15 protein-coding genes are annotated in these 19,129 nt (G+C 33.9%); 7 read left to right on the forward strand and 8 right to left on the reverse strand.

The features are described from left to right. Positions 1-264 precede the first annotated feature (264 nt). From K6T82_RS08140 to K6T82_RS08155, 4 genes are all read left to right on the forward strand, one after another. Complete coding sequence (locus K6T82_RS08140) at positions 265-1,035, forward strand: hypothetical protein (protein ID WP_223705436.1); 771 nt, start codon at positions 265-267, stop codon at positions 1,033-1,035. Between the two features lie 267 nt (positions 1,036-1,302). Then, a complete protein-coding gene (locus K6T82_RS08145) occupies positions 1,303-2,106 on the forward strand; it encodes an SMODS-associated NUDIX domain-containing protein (RefSeq protein WP_223705437.1) in 804 nt (267 codons plus the stop codon). Then, positions 2,103-3,230 (forward strand): nucleotidyltransferase domain-containing protein, encoded by a 1,128-nt coding sequence (locus tag K6T82_RS08150; protein ID WP_223705438.1) that lies wholly within the window; start codon positions 2,103-2,105, stop codon positions 3,228-3,230. The genes K6T82_RS08145 and K6T82_RS08150 overlap by 4 nt, the downstream gene beginning before the upstream one ends. Continuing rightward, complete coding sequence (locus K6T82_RS08155) at positions 3,227-3,652, forward strand: type II CBASS E2 protein (RefSeq protein ID WP_223705439.1); 426 nt, start codon at positions 3,227-3,229, stop codon at positions 3,650-3,652. The genes K6T82_RS08150 and K6T82_RS08155 overlap by 4 nt, the downstream gene beginning before the upstream one ends. A 161-nt stretch (positions 3,653-3,813) precedes the next feature. Here K6T82_RS08155 and K6T82_RS24800 read toward each other — a convergent pair whose 3' ends face one another. From K6T82_RS24800 to thrA, 5 genes are all read right to left on the reverse strand, one after another. Further along, a complete protein-coding gene (locus K6T82_RS24800) occupies positions 3,814-3,981 on the reverse strand; it encodes a hypothetical protein (RefSeq protein WP_476702582.1) in 168 nt (55 codons plus the stop codon). A gap of 49 nt (positions 3,982-4,030) precedes the next feature. Next, positions 4,031-5,047, reverse strand: coding sequence for a hypothetical protein (locus tag K6T82_RS08160; protein WP_223705440.1), 1,017 nt, complete (start codon positions 5,045-5,047; stop codon positions 4,031-4,033). Positions 5,048-5,158: 111 nt separating this feature from the next. Then, on the reverse strand, positions 5,159-6,448 hold the full coding sequence (thrC, locus tag K6T82_RS08165; protein WP_223705441.1) for a threonine synthase: 1,290 nt from the start codon (positions 6,446-6,448) through the stop codon (positions 5,159-5,161). Between the two features lie 87 nt (positions 6,449-6,535). Further along, positions 6,536-7,459 (reverse strand): homoserine kinase, encoded by a 924-nt coding sequence (locus tag K6T82_RS08170; RefSeq protein WP_223705442.1) that lies wholly within the window; start codon positions 7,457-7,459, stop codon positions 6,536-6,538. A gap of 170 nt (positions 7,460-7,629) precedes the next feature. Then, positions 7,630-10,077, reverse strand: coding sequence for a bifunctional aspartate kinase/homoserine dehydrogenase I (gene thrA, locus K6T82_RS08175; protein ID WP_223705443.1), 2,448 nt, complete (start codon positions 10,075-10,077; stop codon positions 7,630-7,632). A gap of 563 nt (positions 10,078-10,640) precedes the next feature. Between thrA and hutH the strand changes: the two genes are divergently transcribed. From hutH to K6T82_RS08190, 3 genes are read left to right on the forward strand one after another with little or no spacing between them, the layout of a single operon-like run. Continuing rightward, positions 10,641-12,155, forward strand: coding sequence for a histidine ammonia-lyase (hutH, locus tag K6T82_RS08180; protein ID WP_223705444.1), 1,515 nt, complete (start codon positions 10,641-10,643; stop codon positions 12,153-12,155). A 49-nt stretch (positions 12,156-12,204) separates the two neighbouring features. Then, entirely contained in the window at positions 12,205-12,849 is a 645-nt protein-coding gene (locus K6T82_RS08185; protein WP_223705445.1) for a DUF47 domain-containing protein, read from the forward strand. A gap of 30 nt (positions 12,850-12,879) precedes the next feature. Further along, positions 12,880-14,211, forward strand: coding sequence for an inorganic phosphate transporter (locus tag K6T82_RS08190; protein ID WP_223705446.1), 1,332 nt, complete (start codon positions 12,880-12,882; stop codon positions 14,209-14,211). A 100-nt stretch (positions 14,212-14,311) separates the two neighbouring features. Here K6T82_RS08190 and K6T82_RS08195 read toward each other — a convergent pair whose 3' ends face one another. The 3 genes from K6T82_RS08195 to K6T82_RS08205 all read right to left on the reverse strand — a co-directional run bounded on the left by K6T82_RS08195 (position 14,312) and on the right by K6T82_RS08205 (position 18,984). Beyond that, a complete protein-coding gene (locus tag K6T82_RS08195; RefSeq protein WP_223705447.1) occupies positions 14,312-14,830 on the reverse strand; it encodes a DUF421 domain-containing protein in 519 nt (172 codons plus the stop codon). 99 nt (positions 14,831-14,929) lie between these two features. Further along, a complete protein-coding gene (gene rimK, locus K6T82_RS08200; protein ID WP_223705448.1) occupies positions 14,930-16,297 on the reverse strand; it encodes a 30S ribosomal protein S6--L-glutamate ligase in 1,368 nt (455 codons plus the stop codon). Between the two features lie 140 nt (positions 16,298-16,437). Continuing rightward, entirely contained in the window at positions 16,438-18,984 is a 2,547-nt protein-coding gene (locus tag K6T82_RS08205; RefSeq protein WP_223705449.1) for an ATP-dependent Clp protease ATP-binding subunit, read from the reverse strand. Positions 18,985-19,129: the final 145 nt, after the last annotated feature.

Consider the following 19,129-nt stretch of genomic DNA (forward strand, 5'->3'; position numbering starts at 1 on the left):
AACAAAGAATAGATTTTTTTACTTCTTCTTCACCAATTTGAAAACGTAAAGGAAAAACGATTAAAAAAAGCATTAGAAATATGGACAGAACAGTAAAACGACCATATTTAATTTTGTAATAATCTACTATTCCATAAGATAGCATTTGCATCATTAATAGTATTATAAAAAATCCTTCCATGCTTCTTCGTTTCTTTTTATAAATGTAAGGAAATATTTAAATAAAATTATTGAAATTTGTAAGGAATTGAAAACTAAAATGCTATGGCAAGAATTCATTTATTCGAGTTTGAAGATCAACAATGGCTTCCGGAGTTTATTAGAAATTATATGACTGATTTTTTACAGTTTCTGTCTAATAAAACTGCCATGTACAAAGGCATAGTTCCTATAATCGAAAAAGGATTAAAAGAAAGCCAAACCAATCAAATTATTGATCTTGCATCGGGTGGAGGCGGCGGACTAATTTGGCTCAACGCCGAATTGCGAAAAAACAATCCCGATTTAAAAATTTTGCTGACGGATTATTTTCCCAATATTCCCGCATTCGAACATACGCAAAAACAAGCTGATAATTTCGATTTTGTAAAAACACCAGTCGATGCCAGAAATGTTCCCGAAAACCTAAATGGACTTCGAACGCAATTTCTATCTTTTCATCATTTTAAACCGAAAGATGCGCAGCAGATTCTGCAAAATGCTATTGACACCAACAGTTCAATAGCAATTTTTGAAGGGCAGGAAAGAAGTGTTTCAAGTATTGTGGCGATGATTTTTTCGCCGATTTCTGTTTTGCTGACGACGCCTTTTATCAGACCGTTTAAAATTGGCAGAATCATTTTTACTTATCTAATTCCCATTGTACCGATTTTGGTTTTGTGGGATGGCGTAGTTTCGTCTTTAAGAACCTATTCTGTTGAAGAAATGAACGAATTGATTTCTAAGTTAGAAAATAAGGAAAGTTTTAATTGGGAAGTTGGAAAAGTAAAATCTGGACCTGCTAAGATTTTGTATTTGTTGGGGACTAAAAAGTAAACGATTCTATCTTTATAATTATTTGCAAGGTTTGCGAAGTCTCCCGACTTCGCACCCGCAACGATATTCCGTTCTAATTGTTTTTTACTTTGCTTTGTCGTTAATTGGAACATGTACGAAGTCGGGAGACTTCGCACAGCGATGGTAACGCTTCTTAGAGCGGGAAAGTTTATTAACAAATTTATCAAATAATCAACAATTTATGAGTTATGTTGGTTTTTGTTTGGAGTTAAGTGTAGATTTACAAAATAATTTTTATTTTTTAGAATGAAGGGAAAAGTGAGTTTTATACTTGGAGTTATTGGTATTGCAATCTATTTTATCTTAAGTGATACTTATCGAGGAGCAAAAGATACTATTTTAAAAATATCAATCGGTTTTCTTGTGGCTGTAGTTGTAGATTTGTTAGTTTTTTTAGTAGAGAATAGAAAGAAATGGAATATTATAAAAACATTATTCATAAAACCAAATAAAGAAGTTAGGGTGACTGTAGCATATTTATTCCGAATAGAGGTAAATGGCAAATATGCTTTAATAAAGAGACATAAAAAAGATCGAATTGGATATCAACCAATTGGTGGTGCTTTTAAATATTTTAAGGAAGAAAATCGAGAATGTTTTGATAAACTTGGTATTGAGCCGTGCAATTATGTTGAACGTGATGAAGATACTGATAGTGATCTGAGAATAAGAATAAATAAAAGAAAAAATTTAGGGAAATTTCTAAAATGGTTTGAGAGTCGTAAAAACCGCGAAGTTGATCCTTGGCGTGAATTTTATGAAGAGTTAGTCGAGCCTGGTATTTTAAGCTCAGATTTATTTAAACATGTAAAATATGTATTTGTTGGTAAACATTGTGAGGGAATATTTCCTGCAAGAGCTTTTCCTATTGATGAGTTTCGTTACGCTGAAATATATGAACTTAGACCTGATACAGAAGCTCAAAAAAATGCTATAGCGGAAATGAAAAATTCAGATCAAATTATTTTTGTGACGCCTGATGAAATAAGAAATGGTTCAATAAACGGTTTAACTATATTACCACACTCATTTAAAATTTTACCAAGATGATATTTACCACAAACAAAACTGCACAGCTAGACGATTTGCTTGATAAAATGGCAGAAAGTCTTCAGCTTGATGATACTAGGTATGACAGAATGAAAAGTAGTTATGAGGCGCTGAAAAACTGGATTGAAAGTGATGAACTGTTTTTTAAACCTTATAACTATGACCTTTATCCACATGGTTCAGTTAGAATTTTGACTACGGTTAAGCCATATGGAAAAGACGAATTTGATTTGGATGTGGCTTTACATTTAGCTCATGGCACACCTCATACACCAGAAAAGATTTATACTGAACTAAAAAGAAGGTTGAATGAGCATGAACGATATAAGCAGCAAGTAGAGCTTAAAAACAGGTGTATTAGACTTAATTATGCGGGAGATTATCATATGGATATTCTACCTGGTATTCAAGAATATAATTGGGATGATAACACGTTAAAGATTCCAGATCGCGATTTAGGGCACTGGGTAAGTACTAATCCTAGGGGGTATGCTGATTGGTTCAAATCGAAAGCAAATCTAGCATCAAGCAGTATTTTAGAAAAAGCTCTTCGTGCAGAAAATCTTCCCACTGATAATTTCAAGTATAAGAAGCCTTTACAACGAGCGGTACAATTGATTAAAAGATATAGAGATATTTATTTTAGCGAAAATAATGATTATAAAACTTCAAGTATAATCTTAACTACAATTGCTGGAATCTATTACAATGGAGAAGAAAGTATTTTTGAAACAGTTGAGAATATTGTTAAGGCAATTGAATTACATACAAGTTCTTTAGAAAGTCGAATGAAAGTGGTGAATCCTGTAAATAATAAAGAGGATTTTACCGATAAATGGGAATCTGAACCAGAATATTATGATGCTTTCAAAAGCTTTGCTAAACATCTCCGTGACGAATGGCAAAAATTAAAACTTGATAATGGGGTTTTGGTTGAGGGGTCAATTTTAACAAAACTATTTGGTAGTGAAGTATTTTCAGCAGCACAAATTCGTCAAGGAAATCAAATTGAAAATTATCGTAAAAGTGATAAATTAAGTGTTGGTGCTAGTTTAGGAACTCTTTCTAATAAATTATCTGAACACACTACTAATATCAAACCTAATACTTTTTTTGGAAATTGAAAAAAATATTTAATTTTAAGAGACCTAAATCAATAGCGGCTCAGATAAGCTCATTAAGAAGTCACTTTCCAAATTTTAATGTTGTTTTTTCTGGGCATAATAGTTTGAAAGTTAATGGTGTGCTTTGTCCCACATCTAGAAGTGTTCAGTATAGTTTTGAACTTGATTACGTCTTAAAAGGAAAACCAATAATTAAAATTTCTAATCCCACTTTAGTTAAAAATTTTAAAGGGGATAAAATTCCGCATATATATTCTGACGATAGTTTATGTTTATATAGGCCTAAGTATGGTGAGTTTACGAGCTCGGACTTATTATCTGAGACGATTATTCCTTGGGCAGCTCTTTGGCTTTATTATTATGAGGTTTGGCATATGACAGGAGAATGGCTCGGAGGTGGAGAACATATTGGAGCAAAATAGAAGTTTTTAACTTACTTTAAAATTGTGTCAGTCATCATTCTAATGGAAAGCAATAATTTTGAAATTCATGAATCAAAATTTAAATAGAAGAAGTGATCAGATATAAACAAATAAAAATGGCTGAAATTTATTTCAGCCATTTTTATTATTGTAATATAATTTTATACTAAAAAATCCTTCAACTCCTCATAACTCCCAATCTTCACACTTACTTTCTCCTCATTAGTAACACTTTCAATTTGTGTTGGAATTGGAAGCGTAATTCCTAGCGCCGGTTCAACTACATCTAAGAATTTAATTGGGTGAGCGGTTTTTAAGAAAATACCAATGGCGTTCGGGTATTTTTCAAGCTCTTTACGTTAGCGCTAGAAAGGCGCTTTACTTGTAAAAAGTATAATAATTCTTTAAATTATAAATGGTGTCAATCTCATTTGTCTTTTTGATGATTTTTAGTGGAATGCCAAATTTATCAAGATAATATTTTTCAAATCCAAAATAAGAACCGTCTGCCCCTTTATAATGGTATCGTATTAAGGTGTTTTTTTTAAATTCTTTTCTTGAGATTTCAATATTGTTCTCTTTTCTGATTACAATTTTATTTGGGCTTTTATAATCGTATTCAGTACTTTTTAACGTATCACCTTTTTTATTTATGGAGTATGCCTTTTTTAACTTATTGAATTTGTCATACTCGAAGTATTTGGTATTTATGTCCCATTTTTTATTTTTTGCAAAATTTTCGATTCTCTGAATTTTATTGTTTTTATTTAGGATATACAACTTGTACGATTCTTTATCCTTATTATTTGAGAAATTGAAATATTCTTTGATTTCGTGGTTTGAAAATTCTCTTTCAACAACGTAATTGGGTCTTTTTTTATTTTCGGTTTCTATTTTCTTGATAAAATCAATGCAACTTGGGTAGTCTTTTAATTTCTTTATAAGTAAGTGTGGATTGTTATTATAACCTTTTGTATAACCTAAGAGAGAAGATTTTATTTCTTTAATATTGTCACCATCATAATAATACTCAAACATTTCATACTCCGTATTCGAATGTAAATAATACGTTTTTATAAGCTTATTATTATCATAAATATTGGCTTCTATCATGTAGATAAATTTGCCATTCCAAGTTTCATCTACATATTGTTTGTAATACTTAAAAATTAGATTTTTGTTTTTATCAAATTCAAGAATGTTCAATGTATCTTGATTTTGCAATTGATAGAATTTTTTGATTTTATTCGGAAATTTATTTTCAGATAAAATCAGATTAAAAGGCATTTCAGAAGAAGAGGGTAGAATGTTTTCCAAAAGAGGAGGTAAGTCAATTTTATCTTTTTTGCACGATAAAAGAAGAAAAGCAATAAGAAGGCTAATTAGTTTTTTCATCTGAGGGAAAATGATTTTTATCAAACTTATAAATTATATAATTGATAAAAGCCAGAATTGTAAAAATATATTTTACCATTCTGGCTTTTAATTTTTATAAAAACAAATCGGTTACCCCAAAAAAGCTTTCAACTCGTCATAAGTCCCAATCTTCACACTAACTTTCTCCTCATTAATAACACTTTTAATTTGTGTTGGAATTGGAAGCGTAATTCCTAGCGCCGGTTCAACCACATCTAAGAATTTAATTGGGTGAGCGGTTTCTAAGAAAATACCAATAGCGTTCGGGTATTTTTCAAGCTCTTTTTTCAAACCTAAATAACCAACCGCACCGTGAGGTTCTGCAATGTAACCGTCGGTATTGTAAATTTGTTTCATGGCTTTTAGTGTTTCTTCGTCTGTGTAGCTGTACGAAGAGAAATCTTTTTCAAAAGCCTTTAAATCATTATTGTATAATTCCTGAATTCTAATAAAGTTACTTGGGTTTCCAACGTCCATTGCGTTAGAAATTGTCGCTTTAGAAGGTTTTGGGTCGTATTTTCCGTTTTCTAAGAATCTTGGCACCGTGTCGTTTACGTTTGTCGAAGCAACAAAATGTTCAATTGGTAAACCTAATTTTTTTGCCATAATTCCAGCACAGATATTTCCGAAGTTTCCGCTTGGGCAAGAGAAAACCAAAGGTTTGTTTTGGCTCTTCAATGCTTTGTAAGCAAAGAAGAAATAAAACATTTGTGGCAACCAACGCGCAATATTGATAGAATTCGCCGAAGTCAGGTTTTTGTGCGCTAAAGTTTCATCTAAAAACGCTTTTTTCACCATATCCTGGCAATCATCAAAAACACCATCAACTTCAAGCGCTTTAATATTTTGTCCTAAAGTCGTCAATTGTTTTTCCTGAATGTCGCTCACTTTTCCAGACGGATATAAAATGACAACATCAACGCCATCAACGCCTAAAAATCCGCTGGCAACTGCGCCTCCCGTATCTCCAGAAGTCGCTACTAAAACGGTATTTTTAGCGTCTTTTTTGTCTTTATTGAAATAACCCAAACAACGCGACATAAATCGCGCTCCAACGTCTTTAAACGCCATTGTTGGTCCGTGGAATAATTCTAACGAATAGATTCCGTTTTCTACTTTCACGACAGGAAAATCAAAAACTAAAGTTTCAGCGATGATTTCTTTTAATTTTTCTGCAGGTATTTCGTCGCCAACGAATTGTTTAATTGCTTCATAAGCAATTTCTTCGTGGCTTAAACTTTCGATTTTATCAAAAAATGAAGGATCAAGTGGCGTAATGCTTTCCGGGAAATATAATCCTTTATCACTCGCTAATCCTTGTATTACAGCTTCCTGAAAAGAAACTTTTGGGGCATTATGATTTAAACTGTAGTATTTCATTGTTATTAAGTTCTTAGTAATTAGTCCCTAGTAATTAGTCTTTAACTTTTCTGCTAAGGACTAATTACTAAGAGCTAATTACTTATTTTACAAAATTCGTACGCCGTCTGGATTAATTTTCGAAACGTGAATTTCATACGGCAAATTCATTTTTTCGTAAACCTCGCTCATGGCTTTTGCGATTTGATCTGCGGTTTCTTTTCCTCGGCTTAAAGCAAAAATCGACGGACCAGAACCTGAAATTCCAGAACCTAAAGCACCGTTTTCGTAAGCTGTTTGTTTGATTTGGTCGAAACCTGGAATTAAAACACTTCTTAAAGGTTCTACGATTTCGTCATGAAGCGATCTTCCAATCAACTCGTAATCTTTGGTGTAAAGACCCGCTACAAGTCCGCCCACATTTCCCCATTGCATGATGGCGCTTTTTAGGGAAACGTTTTGTTTTAAAACCGAACGAGCGTCAGAAGTTTTCAATTCAATCTGCGGATGAACTACCGTTGCATACAATTCTTCTGGACTGTCAATTCTGATAATATCCAAAGGATCGTAACTTCTTACCAAAGTAAATCCACCAAGAAGGGCAGGAGCAACGTTATCAGCATGCGCATTTCCACTCGCTAATTTTTCGCCCTGCATCGCAAACTGAACCAAATCTTTACGAGAGTATGGTCTTCCCAATAATTCGTTGATTCCGAATACCGCCCCGGCAGAACTTGCAGCACTACTTCCGATTCCGCTTCCTGCTTTTATATTTTTATAAATTTCAATTTCAAATCCGAAATCCAATTCGTCCAAAGTTGCTAACATCGCCAAAGCCGCCACACCTGAAACGTTTTTCTCTGTTTCAAGAGGCAAATCGGCACCCACGATTTTAGTAATTCGAACTCCTTTTTGATCTGATTTTCGAACAATCATTTCATCACCCGCATTGTCTAAGCAAAGTCCCAAAACGTCAAATCCGCATGAGAGGTTTGCAATTGTAGCGGGACAAAAAAGTTTTATTTCTTTCATTTTTGGTTGTTTCAGGTTTCAGGTTTAAAGTTTCAAGTTGCCAAACTTTGCGATCTTAACCGCAAAGTCCGCAAGGTTTTTTCGCAAGGTTCGCAAAGAAAAAAGATTTTGCGAACCTTGCGTCATCCTTTGCGTGCCTTGCGGTTAAACTTCAAACCTGAAACAAAAATTTATATGTTTCCAATTCTAATAACGTCCGCAAAAATTCCTGAAGCCGTAACCGCTGCGCCGGCACCAGCTCCTTTGATCAATAAAGGCTGATCTACGTAACGATCTGTGTAGAAAAGCACGATATTGTCTTTTCCTTCTAAGTTGTAGAAAGGATGATCTTTTGGAATGAATTGAAGTCCTACGCTTGCTTTTCCGTTTTCGAACTGCGCTACGTATTTCAATCTTGAATCTTTTGCTAGAGCTTCTTTGTAAATGTTCTCGAAATGAGATGCATGTTTGATTAACGAAGCAAAGAAATCGTCGTTGTTTGTTGTTGCAAGACATTCTGCAGGCAAGAACGATTCGTTTGCAATGGCATCAATATCCATTTCGTAACCGCTTTCGCGAATAAGAATCAAGATTTTACGAGCCACATCGATTCCGCTTAAGTCGATTTTTGGATCTGGTTCTGTGAAACCTTGAACTCCAGCTTCTTTTACCACATCGTGGAAAGAATTATTTTCATCAAAATTGTTGAAAATAAAGTTTAAACTTCCAGATAAAACCGCTTGAATTTTATGCACTTTATCTCCAGATGCAATCAGATTTTTTACGGTATCGATAATTGGTAATCCCGCACCAACATTCGTTTCAAACAAGAAAGGAGCGTTGTATTGACGTGATAAGCTTTTTAGTTTTTTATAATTGTCGTAAGCAGAAGAACAAGCAATTTTATTACAAGTTACAACGGCAATACTTTCTTTTAAGAATTTCTCGTAAGCTTCAGAAACTGTTGCATTTGCCGTAATATCTACAAAAATGCTGTTACGTAAATTCAGTTCTTTTGCTTTTTTGATGAATTCTTCAATGCTAGCCGGTTCACCTTCGCTTAAAGCGGCATCCCAACTTTTTAGAGAGATTCCGTCTTCATCAAATACCATTTTTCTTGAATTCGATAAAGCAATAACGCGAACATTAATCTTTAAAACATCTTTCAAGAATTTCTTCTGGTTGTGGATTTGCTCGATGAATTTCTCACCTACATTTCCAACCCCCATTACAAATAAATTCAGCTGTTTTGTGTTTTCTTCAAAGAAGTTTTCGTGTAATGTATTCAACGCTTTTTTAACGTCTCTTTCGTTAATTACAGTCGAAATGTTTCTTTCAGAAGCACCTTGCGCAATCGCACGAATGTTTACGTTGTTTTTCCCTAAAGTGCTGAACATTCTTCCGCTTAAACCTTGGTGATTTTTCATGTTTTCACCCACCAAAGCAATAATGCAAAGGTCTTTTTCTACGTAACAAGGATCAATTTTGTTCTGAGAAATTTCGATTTCAAAAGCTTTATTGATCGCAGCTTCAGCATTATCCGCATCAGAATTCAAAATTCCGATACAAATGGAATGCTCTGAAGAAGCCTGAGTAATAAAAATTACGTTGATTTTTTCCTGAGATAATACTTCAAACAAACGTCGAGAAGAACCCGCAACTCCAATCATTCCTGGACCTTCAAGCGTTAAAAGTGAAATGTTATCAATATGGCTAATTCCTTTTACAACAGTATCTTTTGATAAAACAGTATCAGAAATTAAAGTTCCTTCTGCTTCTGGTTCAAAAGTGTTTTTGATTAAAATCGGAATATTTTTTCTTAAAACCGGCTGAATTGTTGGTGGATATAAAACTTTTGCACCAAAGTGCGACAATTCCATTGCTTCCTGATACGAGATATTAGCAATTGGCTGTGCTTGTTTTACGATTTTAGGATTTGCAGTAAACATTCCGTTTACGTCAGTCCAGATTTCTAGTTGTTCAGCATCTAGTGCTCCTGCGATAATTGCTGCAGTATAATCAGATCCGCCGCGTCCTAAAGTCGAAGTGATTCCGTCTAAAGTCTGTGCGATAAATCCCGGCAGAATATTGATTTTTGCTTCGTTTTGAGCAAAATATTCTTTTATTAATTGGTTTGAAACTTCGAAGTTAACAGCAGCTTTTCCAAAGTTATTATCTGTTTTGATTAATTCACGACTGTCTTTGTAAACCGCATCATTGTTAATTTGCTGATAAGCTTTTGCAATAATAAAAGAAGAAAGCAATTCTCCAAAACTTAAAATAGTATCCGCAGTTCTTGGAGATAATTCACCCAAAAGAAAACAACCGTCTAATAGCGTTTCTAAATGGTTGATGATTCTTTTTACATGACTTAAAAGACTACTTTGTTCACTAACAGGAATTAGTTCTTTTAAAGTGTCAAGGTGTTTTTTCTCGATTTCTGCAACAACATCTCTAAAGCTTTCGTCGTTTGCGGCTGCTTTTGCGGCTGCTGATTGCAATAAATCTGTCACTTTGCTAAGAGCAGAAACTACAACAACTAATTGATCTTGTTTTGCTTTTTGATTGACAATTTCGAGAACGAGTTTTATATTTTGAGCATTGGCTACCGAAGTTCCGCCAAATTTTAATACTTTCATTTTATGATATTTTTTTTTTTGATGCAATAGTTTTTATGTATCCAATACCATTCTTCTTTCAAGAAAAAAGTATAGATAACCTAGGATTATATGTAAAAATGTATACCCCTAAGGGGTAGTAGTTGTTGTTGTAGAAATAATGGTAGCAGCAATTGCAACTCCAGTTGGAGTCGTCATTGTAGATTGATATTTTATGCTGTTACTTTTCATTTTTGATTTTTCAAAAGTACAGTTTTTAAGTAGGATTAAAAACTCTTCTAGTCTTTTTGCGAATATTTTAATAATTCAAATTTCAAAAAATCAATATTGAGTATTTGTTAAAATTAGATAAGCTAAATTGAAGTTTTGATAGATTTGATGTTTGTTTTTTTAGATGTAAAACCTAGACAATGAATTGGTTTTTAACTAAAAACTTGTCATAAACCATTTGAAAAGCTGAAATTAGGTTTTATTTATTTAATAAAACAAAGGAATGCTGTTAAGTCAGATTTTAATTATTGTGATAAAATGTTGCTTTTTAATATTGATTTGTTGAATTTTGACGTCTTAAATTTAAAATAATCATGAGAGAGATTCATTATATAAGTACTGAAACCATTACTTTAGAAACATTACAAGAAATTTTAGCTCATAATAAGATGCTTGAATTATCTGAAGAGGCAAAAGTGAATGTTCAGAAGTGCCGTGATTATTTGGATAAAAAAATGGCCTCGCATACAGCGCCAATCTACGGAATCAATACAGGATTTGGTTCTTTATATAGTGTAAAAATCTCAAACGAAAATTTATCTAAACTTCAGGAAAATTTAGTAAAATCTCACGCTTGCGGAACAGGAGAGGAAGTTCCTGCTGAAATCGTAAAGATGATGTTGTTGCTAAAGATTCAATCTTTGAGTTATGGACATTCAGGAGTTCAGTTAATTACTTTACAGCGATTGGTTGATTTCTATAATAATGACATTCTTCCTATAATATATACTCAAGGTTCACTTGGAGCTTCTGGAGATTTAGCGCCATTGGCACATTTATCTTTACCATTAATTGCTGAAGGAGTTGTTCTTTTTGAAGGAAAGAAAATGGCTTCGGCTGAAGTTTTAAAGTATTTTAATTGGGAACCAATTGTTTTGCAGTCAAAGGAAGGTTTGGCTTTATTAAACGGAACGCAGTTTATGAGTGCTTATGGAGCGCATATTTTAATTAAAGCATATAAATATTCATACTTATCCGATTTAATCGGAACAATTTCCTTAGAAGGTTTTGATGGAAGGATTGAGCCGTTTAACGAATTGATACATTATATACGTCCGCACAAAGGACAAATCGTAACTGCTCAGAGAATTACTGAATTCTTAGACGGAAGCGAAATTATCGCTCAAGAAAAGAAACATGTTCAAGATCCATATTCTTTCCGTTGTATGCCGCAAGTTCACGGCGCTTCGAAAGATGCGATCGATTATGTTCGAAAAGTATTTAAAACAGAAATCAATTCGGTTACCGATAATCCTAATATTTTTATTGAAGCCGATCAAATTATTTCTGGAGGAAATTTCCACGGACAGCCTTTAGCTTTAGCTTTAGATTTTATGGCAATTGCTTTGGCAGAATTAGGAAGCATTTCGGAGAGAAGAACCTATCAGTTGATTTCAGGATTACGCAATCTTCCTGCATTTTTGGTTGATAATCCAGGATTAAACTCAGGATTTATGATTCCGCAATATACTGCAGCAAGTATTGCGAGCCAAAACAAACAATTGGCAACACCGGCAAGTATTGATAGTATTGTTTCAAGTAACGGTCAAGAAGATCACGTAAGTATGGGGGCAAACGGAGCTACAAAAGCCTTACGAATTTTAGATAATTTAGAGCGTATTTTGGCAATTGAGTTGTTAAATGCTTCTCAGGCAATTGCGTATAGAGAACCGCTAAAATCAAGTGATTTTATCGAAATGTTTTTGAATAGTTATAGAGAAGTGGTGCCTTTGGTGAAAGAAGACAGAATCTTACATAATGACATAGAAAACACGGTTTTATTCCTTTCGAGTTTTCAAATTGAAAACGATTTGTTAACAATGGCTTAACACTGAAAACTCATAATGAGGGTAATTTTGCGCTATCAAAAATAAACAAATGTCAATAAACAGTATTTTCCAATTTTTAGTGCCGAAAGACAAAAAATTCTTTCCACTTTTTGAAGAAGCTTCAAGCAATCTAATTGAATTAGCTTCTAACTTACACGAAGCTGTAAATTTACCATTAAAAGAAAGAGAAGTTCTTTTTCAAAAAATTGACGAATTAGAGCAAAAAGGTGAAGACATTACACGTCAAACCAATTTGGAATTGAGTAGAAACTTTATCACTCCGTTTGATAGAGAAGATATTCACACATTAATTACTTCTATTGATAACGTTGCAGATTATCTTCATGGTGCTGCAAGCCGTATGAAGTTGTATCAGGTTGATAAGATTACAAAATCTATCAGAAAAATGACCGAAATTAACCTTGAAGCTTGTCAGAATATCGACAGTGCTGTAAAAGAGTTAAGCAACTTAAAAAATATCAACATCATTAAAGAAGCTTGTGCCAGAATTAACAAACTGGAAAACAAATCTGATAATGTATATAACAAAGCAGTTTTTGAAATTTTTGAAAACGAAACAGATGCTAAAAATATTATCAAATATAAAGAGGTATTATCTGTTTTAGAATCAGCAACAGACAAATGTAAGAGTGTTGCGAACATACTAGAATCTATTTCTGTAAAACATTCTTAATTCAATTTTTCAATCTGAAGTTATAATTTTATGACGCTACTTTTATTAATTATAGTATTAGCCTTAATTTTTGATTACATCAATGGTTTTCACGATGCGGCAAATGCTATAGCGACTGTTGTTGCGACAAAGGTTCTTACGCCTTTTCAGGCCGTTCTTTGGGCAGCATTTTTTAACTTTTTAGCTTATTGGGTTTTTGGATTTGGTGTTGCCGATACTGTTGCCAAGACAGCGCACACTATGGAAATTAACCTTGTAGTAATTCTTGCCGGTGTAATAGCAGCGATCTGTTGGAACTTACTAACCTGGTGGTTAGGAATTCCTTCGAGTTCTTCGCATACTCTTATCGGAGGTTTTGCTGGTGCAGCAGTTGCACATGCAATTGCAGTTCACGGGTTTTCTGGTTATGTTGGAGCTGATGGAGCAACACACTATTGGTATGAAATTGTAAGTTGGTATAAAGCAGGAAAAGATGGTGGTATGCCTTCTGGGGTAATCATTATTATTGCCTTTATTGTTTTGGCACCTTTAATCGGAGCCATAGCTTCTTACTTGATTTCTATTTGGTTGTTAAATGCTTCACGTAAAAACATTGGGCCAAAAATCTTTACTGTGGCTTTAATGATTGCTACTGTTTTGTTTGTATGCTTCTTGATCAAACCTTATTCTGAAATTGAAAAACCTCGTTTCGAATCACACTTTTGGAGTGTAGCTTTTGAACCGCATAATATTAAATGGTTTTTAGTTGCTTTTATTGTTTTGACAGTAAGTGCATTCTGTTTGATTTTTAGTAGCTTAAACTTACATCAGGCAGATGCTGCTTTGAAAAAAATGCAATTACTATCTTCTGCAGCCTTTAGTTTAGGTCACGGTGGAAATGACTCTCAAAAAGTAATGGGTATTATTGCTGCTGCTGTAGCGGTTTATATCAATACTAATCCAGGTGTTCATATGGATTCTTGGTTGGATGTTGTTTTGCCAAACGAAGATTTAGGTATTAAAGGTGTAATGCCTGGTTGGATTCCTTTGGCTTGTTATTCTGCAATTGCAGCCGGAACTTTAAGTGGTGGTTGGAAAATTGTGAAAACAATGGGTTCTAAAATCACTAAAGTAAGTTCGTTTGAAGGAGTTACAGCTGAAACTGCAGGAGCCTTGACGCTTTACTTTACAGAGCACTTAAAAATTCCAGTAAGTACAACACATACCATCACTGGTTCTATCATTGGTGTTGGATTAACAAAACGTGTATCTGCTGTTAGATGGGGAGTTACAGTAAGCTTAATCTGGGCTTGGATCTTAACTATTCCGATTTCAGCTATTTTAGCTGGTATGGTTTACTTCGTTTTAAGCGTATTTATCTAGATTTTTTTTTTTTTTTTTTGGATGTGAAATTAATCGCATTAATATAGAAAAAGCTGATTTCAATTTGAAATCAGCTTTTTTGTTTTTATGATTTTTTAGTTTAGAATTTCTGTAGATTCTTTCGATTATGTCTCCGCTTATAATGTGTTTGTTTTAAGTTTTTCTGATCTTCGGAGATAATGCTAATAGTTCCGTCGATTTCCAGCATGGCTAGTTTGACATTCTTAAAAAATTCAATTCCATGTTCTCTCATGGCTTCTTTTAATTCTTCGTCAGAAATATCAAGTTTACTTAGGGTTTTAAAGTCTAATTTTCCATCGTGAATCAGAATTTGGGGTTTGTCTAATAGTAGGTCGCCAACAACTTTGTATCTGTGGATTAGCTTTTTTATGATGAAGTTGATTATGAATAATACCAATGCTGCAATCAAACCACCTGTCAAACTAGTGTCGGGGCCAACCATCGCATTTTGAACCGAGTTGCTAATTAGTAAAATCAGAATTACATCGGCAGTATTTAATTGTGAAAGTTCTTTTTTGCCGAATATTCGCAAAACAATCGTCATGAAAAAATAAACGGCTATGCTTCTTAAAACGATATCTTGATAAGGGAAATTCATTTTTTTATTTTAAAGTTAAATAAAAAAGCTTTGCCAAAGTTTTAAACTTCGACAAAGCTGCTAAAATATTTATGTGTAATTAAGTTTAAATGAAGTTAATTACAATTTGAAATTCTTTTCAATCGCCCTGATCATTTCTCCAGCGACGTCTTTATTAGTTGCGCCTTCAATTCCTTCCAAACCAGGAGAAGAGTTTACTTCTAGTAATAAAGGCCCTTTAGAAGATCGAATGATGTCAACTCCAGCTACTTTTAAATCCATAGCTTTTGCGGCTTTAATGGCGATTTTTTTCTCTTCTGCCGTTACTTTGATGACAGAAGCTGTTCCGCCTAAATGAATATTAGCTCTAAATTCGCCTGGCATAGCCTCACGTTGAATGGCGGCAACTACTTTTCCGTCGATTACAAAACAACGAATGTCTTTACCGTTTGCTTCTTTAATAAATTCTTGAACTAAGATATTGGCGTTTAAACTTTTAAAGGCATTAATTACGCTTTCTGCTGCTTTTTTGGTTTCGGCTAAAACAACGCCTTTTCCTTGTGTTCCTTCTAATAATTTTACAATTAGAGGTGAACCACCTACCATTTTGATTAAGTTGTCTGTATCAAGCGGAGAATTAGCAAATCCTGTTGTTGGAATATCGATTCCGCTATTCAATAATAATTGTAATGAATATAATTTGTCACGAGATTGCGTGATAGCTGTGGCTGAATTTAAAACAAAAACTTTTAAAGCTTCAAACTGACGCGTTAAAGCACAACCGTAAAAGGTAATACTTGGACGAATCCTCGGAATAATAGCATCAAATTCATTTAAAATTGTTCCACCTCTGTAGTGAATTTCAGGTTTTTTAGCATCCAATTTCATGTAGCATTCCTTAATATTTAGAAAATGCATTTCGTGCCCGCGCATCTCGCCGGCTTCCATGATTCTTTTGTTGCTATATAATTCCGGGTTACTTGCTAAAAGTCCGATTCGTAAACCTGTTTTTGCTTTTTCAGAATTTTGGTATAATTCTTTTAGAGATTCTGCTGTCGGCTGTCCTAAAAGATATTTTTGTTCAGGATCGACCAAAACTCTTCCGCTCATGGCTTCGCGTCCTAAAAGCATTCTAAAACCCATAGAATCGCGATTAGTCAAAGTCATTTCGATTGGCCATTTTGTGTCGCCAATTTTTAGGCTAGTTTGAATAACATAGCGGTGTTCTCTAAAACCACTAGAACTTTTAACGATTCTTTTGTCAACCAATGGAGCTTCGCAATGAATAACAGTTTTAATATTATTCTGAATCGGATTAATATCAAATTTAACCCAATTGGCATCATTTTTTATAAAAGGAGCTATGTTTAAAGCGTGCATTGCCGAAGTTTTGGCACCAGAATCGACACGAGCCTTGATTGTCGGGATTCCAAGTTCTGGAAATGAGCACCATTCTTCGCTACCTAAAATGACTTTGTTTTGAAGCATATTCGTTTTTTTATTTTATAGAATTAAATTCAAAAATAGCTATTTGCTTTTACTAAAGATAGTAAATTATCCAAAAAAAACACCCGTTAAGTTATGAAAACGTAACGGGTGTGTTATTAATGTTATAAAATTTGACTAATTTATTGATTAGTCGGCTCTTCAGCTTTGTGAATTTCTACTGATAATTCTTGTGAATCATCTTTTAGGTCCATCATAATTTCGTCACCAGAATGTATTTTTGAAGTAATGATTTCTTCTGCAAGTAAATCTTCAACATATTTCTGGATGGCTCTTTTTAGAGGTCTTGCACCAAATTGCTTATCGAAACCTTTGTCTGCAATAAATGCTTTTGCTTTATCGGTTAAGCTTAATTTGTATCCTAACTCAGCAATACGAGAATATAGTTTTTTCAATTCGATTTCGATAATCAAATCAATGTCAGCTTTCTCTAATGCGTTAAATACAATTACGTCATCAATTCTGTTTAAGAATTCAGGAGCAAAAGTTTTTTTCAAAGCGTTCTCGATAATGCTTTTTGAGTTTTCATCAGCCTGAGCAGTTCTTGCAGCAGTTCCAAATCCAACACCTTGTCCAAAATCTTTCAACTGACGAGCACCAACGTTAGATGTCATGATGATGATTGTGTTTTTAAAGTCAATTTTACGACCTAAACTATCTGTCAAATATCCATCATCTAAAACTTGAAGCATCATATTGAATACATCTGGATGCGCTTTTTCGATCTCATCTAAAAGAACAACACAATATGGTTTTCTACGTACTTTCTCAGTCAATTGACCACCTTCTTCGTACCCGACGTATCCCGGAGGCGCTCCAACTAAACGAGAAATCGCGAATTTCTCCATGTATTCACTCATGTCGATACGAACTAAAGCATCTTCAGAATCAAACAATTCTTTTGCTAAAACTTTAGCCAATTGTGTTTTACCAACACCAGTCTGACCTAAGAAAATAAATGAACCAATTGGTTTGTTTGGATCTTTAAGTCCAGCTCTGTTACGTTGAATAGAACGAGCAATTTTCAAAACAGCTTCGTTTTGACCAATTACTTTGTTCTGAATTAATTCTGGTAATTGAGCCAATTTATTACTTTCTGTTTGAGCAATTCTGTTTACAGGAATTCCAGTCATCATAGAAACAACATCAGCTACATTATCTTCAGTAACTAAAATTCTGTTATTTTTAGAATCTTCTTCCCATTGTTCTTGCGCTACAGCTAAATCTTTTTCGATGCGTTTTTCGTCATCGCGAAGTTTGGCAGCTTCTTCATATTTCTGTTTTTTAACTACCATATTCTTCATTTCGCGCACTTCTTCCAATTGGCGTTCTAAATCTAAAATTTGTTTAGGGACGTCAATATTGGTAATATGTACACGAGATCCTGCTTCGTCAAGAGCATCGATAGCTTTGTCTGGTAGGAAACGCTCAGACATATAACGATCTGTAAGTTTAACACAAGCCTCAATAGCTTCTGGTGTATAAGTTACATTGTGGTGATCTTCGTATTTGTCTTTTACGTTATTCAAAATAGCGATTGTTTCTTCAACAGAAGTTGGTTCTACAATTACTTTTTGGAAACGTCTTTCTAAAGCACCGTCTTTCTCGATGTATTGTCTGTACTCATCAAGAGTAGTAGCACCAATACATTGGATTTCACCTCTTGCTAATGCAGGTTTGAACATGTTTGAAGCATCAAGCGAACCTGTTGCTCCACCAGCTCCTACAATAGTATGGATTTCATCAATAAAAAGAATGATATCATCATTCTTCTCAAGCTCATTCATAACGGCTTTCATTCTTTCTTCAAATTGTCCTCTGTATTTAGTTCCAGCAACTAAACTGGCTAAATCTAAGGTAACAACACGTTTGTTGAAAAGAATACGAGAAACTTTCTTTTGAATAATACGTAGTGCTAATCCTTCTGCAATCGCAGATTTACCAACTCCAGGCTCTCCAATAAGAAGTGGATTGTTCTTTTTTCTTCTACTTAAAATTTGAGAAACACGTTCAATTTCTTTTTCGCGTCCTACAACAGGGTCAAGTTTTCCCTCTTCCGCCATTTCTGTTAAATCTCTCCCAAAATTATCTAAAACCGGAGTTTTTGATTTTTTGTTTGACTTATTGGCGGGATTATTAAAGCTACTTTCTTTAAGACTGTCATCTTGTCCTGAATCATCATTGTATGATTCGTTTCTTGGCAAGTTTTCTAAGAATTCTTCTTCGTTCGGAGTCATATTTAAATACTGTTCTTTAGCTATGTCGTAATCTATTTTTAGTTTATTCAATAGCTTGGTTGTTGGATCGTTTTCGTTGCGTAAGATACATAATAGCAGGTGAGCTGTGCTAATCGACGAACTTTGAAATACTTTTGCTTCTAGAAAAGTGGTCTTCAGGGCTCTTTCGGCCTGTCGGGTAAGGTGAAGATTTTTCTTTTCTGCATTGACTTCAACGCTCAGATTGGCTGGACTCAGTATTTCTACTTTCCTGCGTAAATGATCTAAATCGACTGCTAGGTTATTAAGTATATGAATAGCTTTTCCGTTACCATCTCTTAAAATGCCCAGCATAAGATGTTCTGTACCAATAAAGTCGTGACCCAAACGAAGAGCCTCTTCTTTACTGTACGTAATAACATCTTTTACTCTTGGTGAAAAATTATCATCCATAATATATAATTGGTATTGTAAATTTAATGAATTACTGATTTAAAAACAAAAACCGTACCCTTCAAGAATGCCTGTCAGCTAATAGACGAATAAAAAGGCAATAAAAGCGTTAAAAAACGCTTAATTTATTAACTAAAAGCCAAAT

It is taken from the genome of Flavobacterium potami (assembly GCF_020026915.1).
Lineage (GTDB): Bacteria > Bacteroidota > Bacteroidia > Flavobacteriales > Flavobacteriaceae > Flavobacterium > Flavobacterium potami.

Excerpts from the sequence above, each read along its gene's own strand:
- K6T82_RS08170 (WP_223705442.1), bottom strand. The coding sequence starts at position 7,459 with ATGAAAGAAATAAAACTTTTTTGTCCCGCTACAATTGCAAACCTCTCA.
- K6T82_RS08140 (WP_223705436.1), top strand. The coding sequence starts at position 265 with ATGGCAAGAATTCATTTATTCGAGTTTGAAGATCAACAATGGCTTCCG.
- rimK (WP_223705448.1), bottom strand. The coding sequence starts at position 16,297 with ATGCTTCAAAACAAAGTCATTTTAGGTAGCGAAGAATGGTGCTCATTT.
- K6T82_RS08150 (WP_223705438.1), top strand. The coding sequence starts at position 2,103 with ATGATATTTACCACAAACAAAACTGCACAGCTAGACGATTTGCTTGAT.
- K6T82_RS08145 (WP_223705437.1), top strand. The coding sequence starts at position 1,303 with ATGAAGGGAAAAGTGAGTTTTATACTTGGAGTTATTGGTATTGCAATC.
- hutH (WP_223705444.1), top strand. The coding sequence starts at position 10,641 with ATGAGAGAGATTCATTATATAAGTACTGAAACCATTACTTTAGAAACA.
- K6T82_RS08205 (WP_223705449.1), bottom strand. The coding sequence starts at position 18,984 with ATGGATGATAATTTTTCACCAAGAGTAAAAGATGTTATTACGTACAGT.
- K6T82_RS08160 (WP_223705440.1), bottom strand. The coding sequence starts at position 5,047 with ATGAAAAAACTAATTAGCCTTCTTATTGCTTTTCTTCTTTTATCGTGC.
- thrA (WP_223705443.1), bottom strand. The coding sequence starts at position 10,077 with ATGAAAGTATTAAAATTTGGCGGAACTTCGGTAGCCAATGCTCAAAAT.
- thrC (WP_223705441.1), bottom strand. The coding sequence starts at position 6,448 with ATGAAATACTACAGTTTAAATCATAATGCCCCAAAAGTTTCTTTTCAG.
- K6T82_RS08195 (WP_223705447.1), bottom strand. The coding sequence starts at position 14,830 with ATGAATTTCCCTTATCAAGATATCGTTTTAAGAAGCATAGCCGTTTAT.
- K6T82_RS08190 (WP_223705446.1), top strand. The coding sequence starts at position 12,880 with ATGACGCTACTTTTATTAATTATAGTATTAGCCTTAATTTTTGATTAC.
- K6T82_RS08185 (WP_223705445.1), top strand. The coding sequence starts at position 12,205 with ATGTCAATAAACAGTATTTTCCAATTTTTAGTGCCGAAAGACAAAAAA.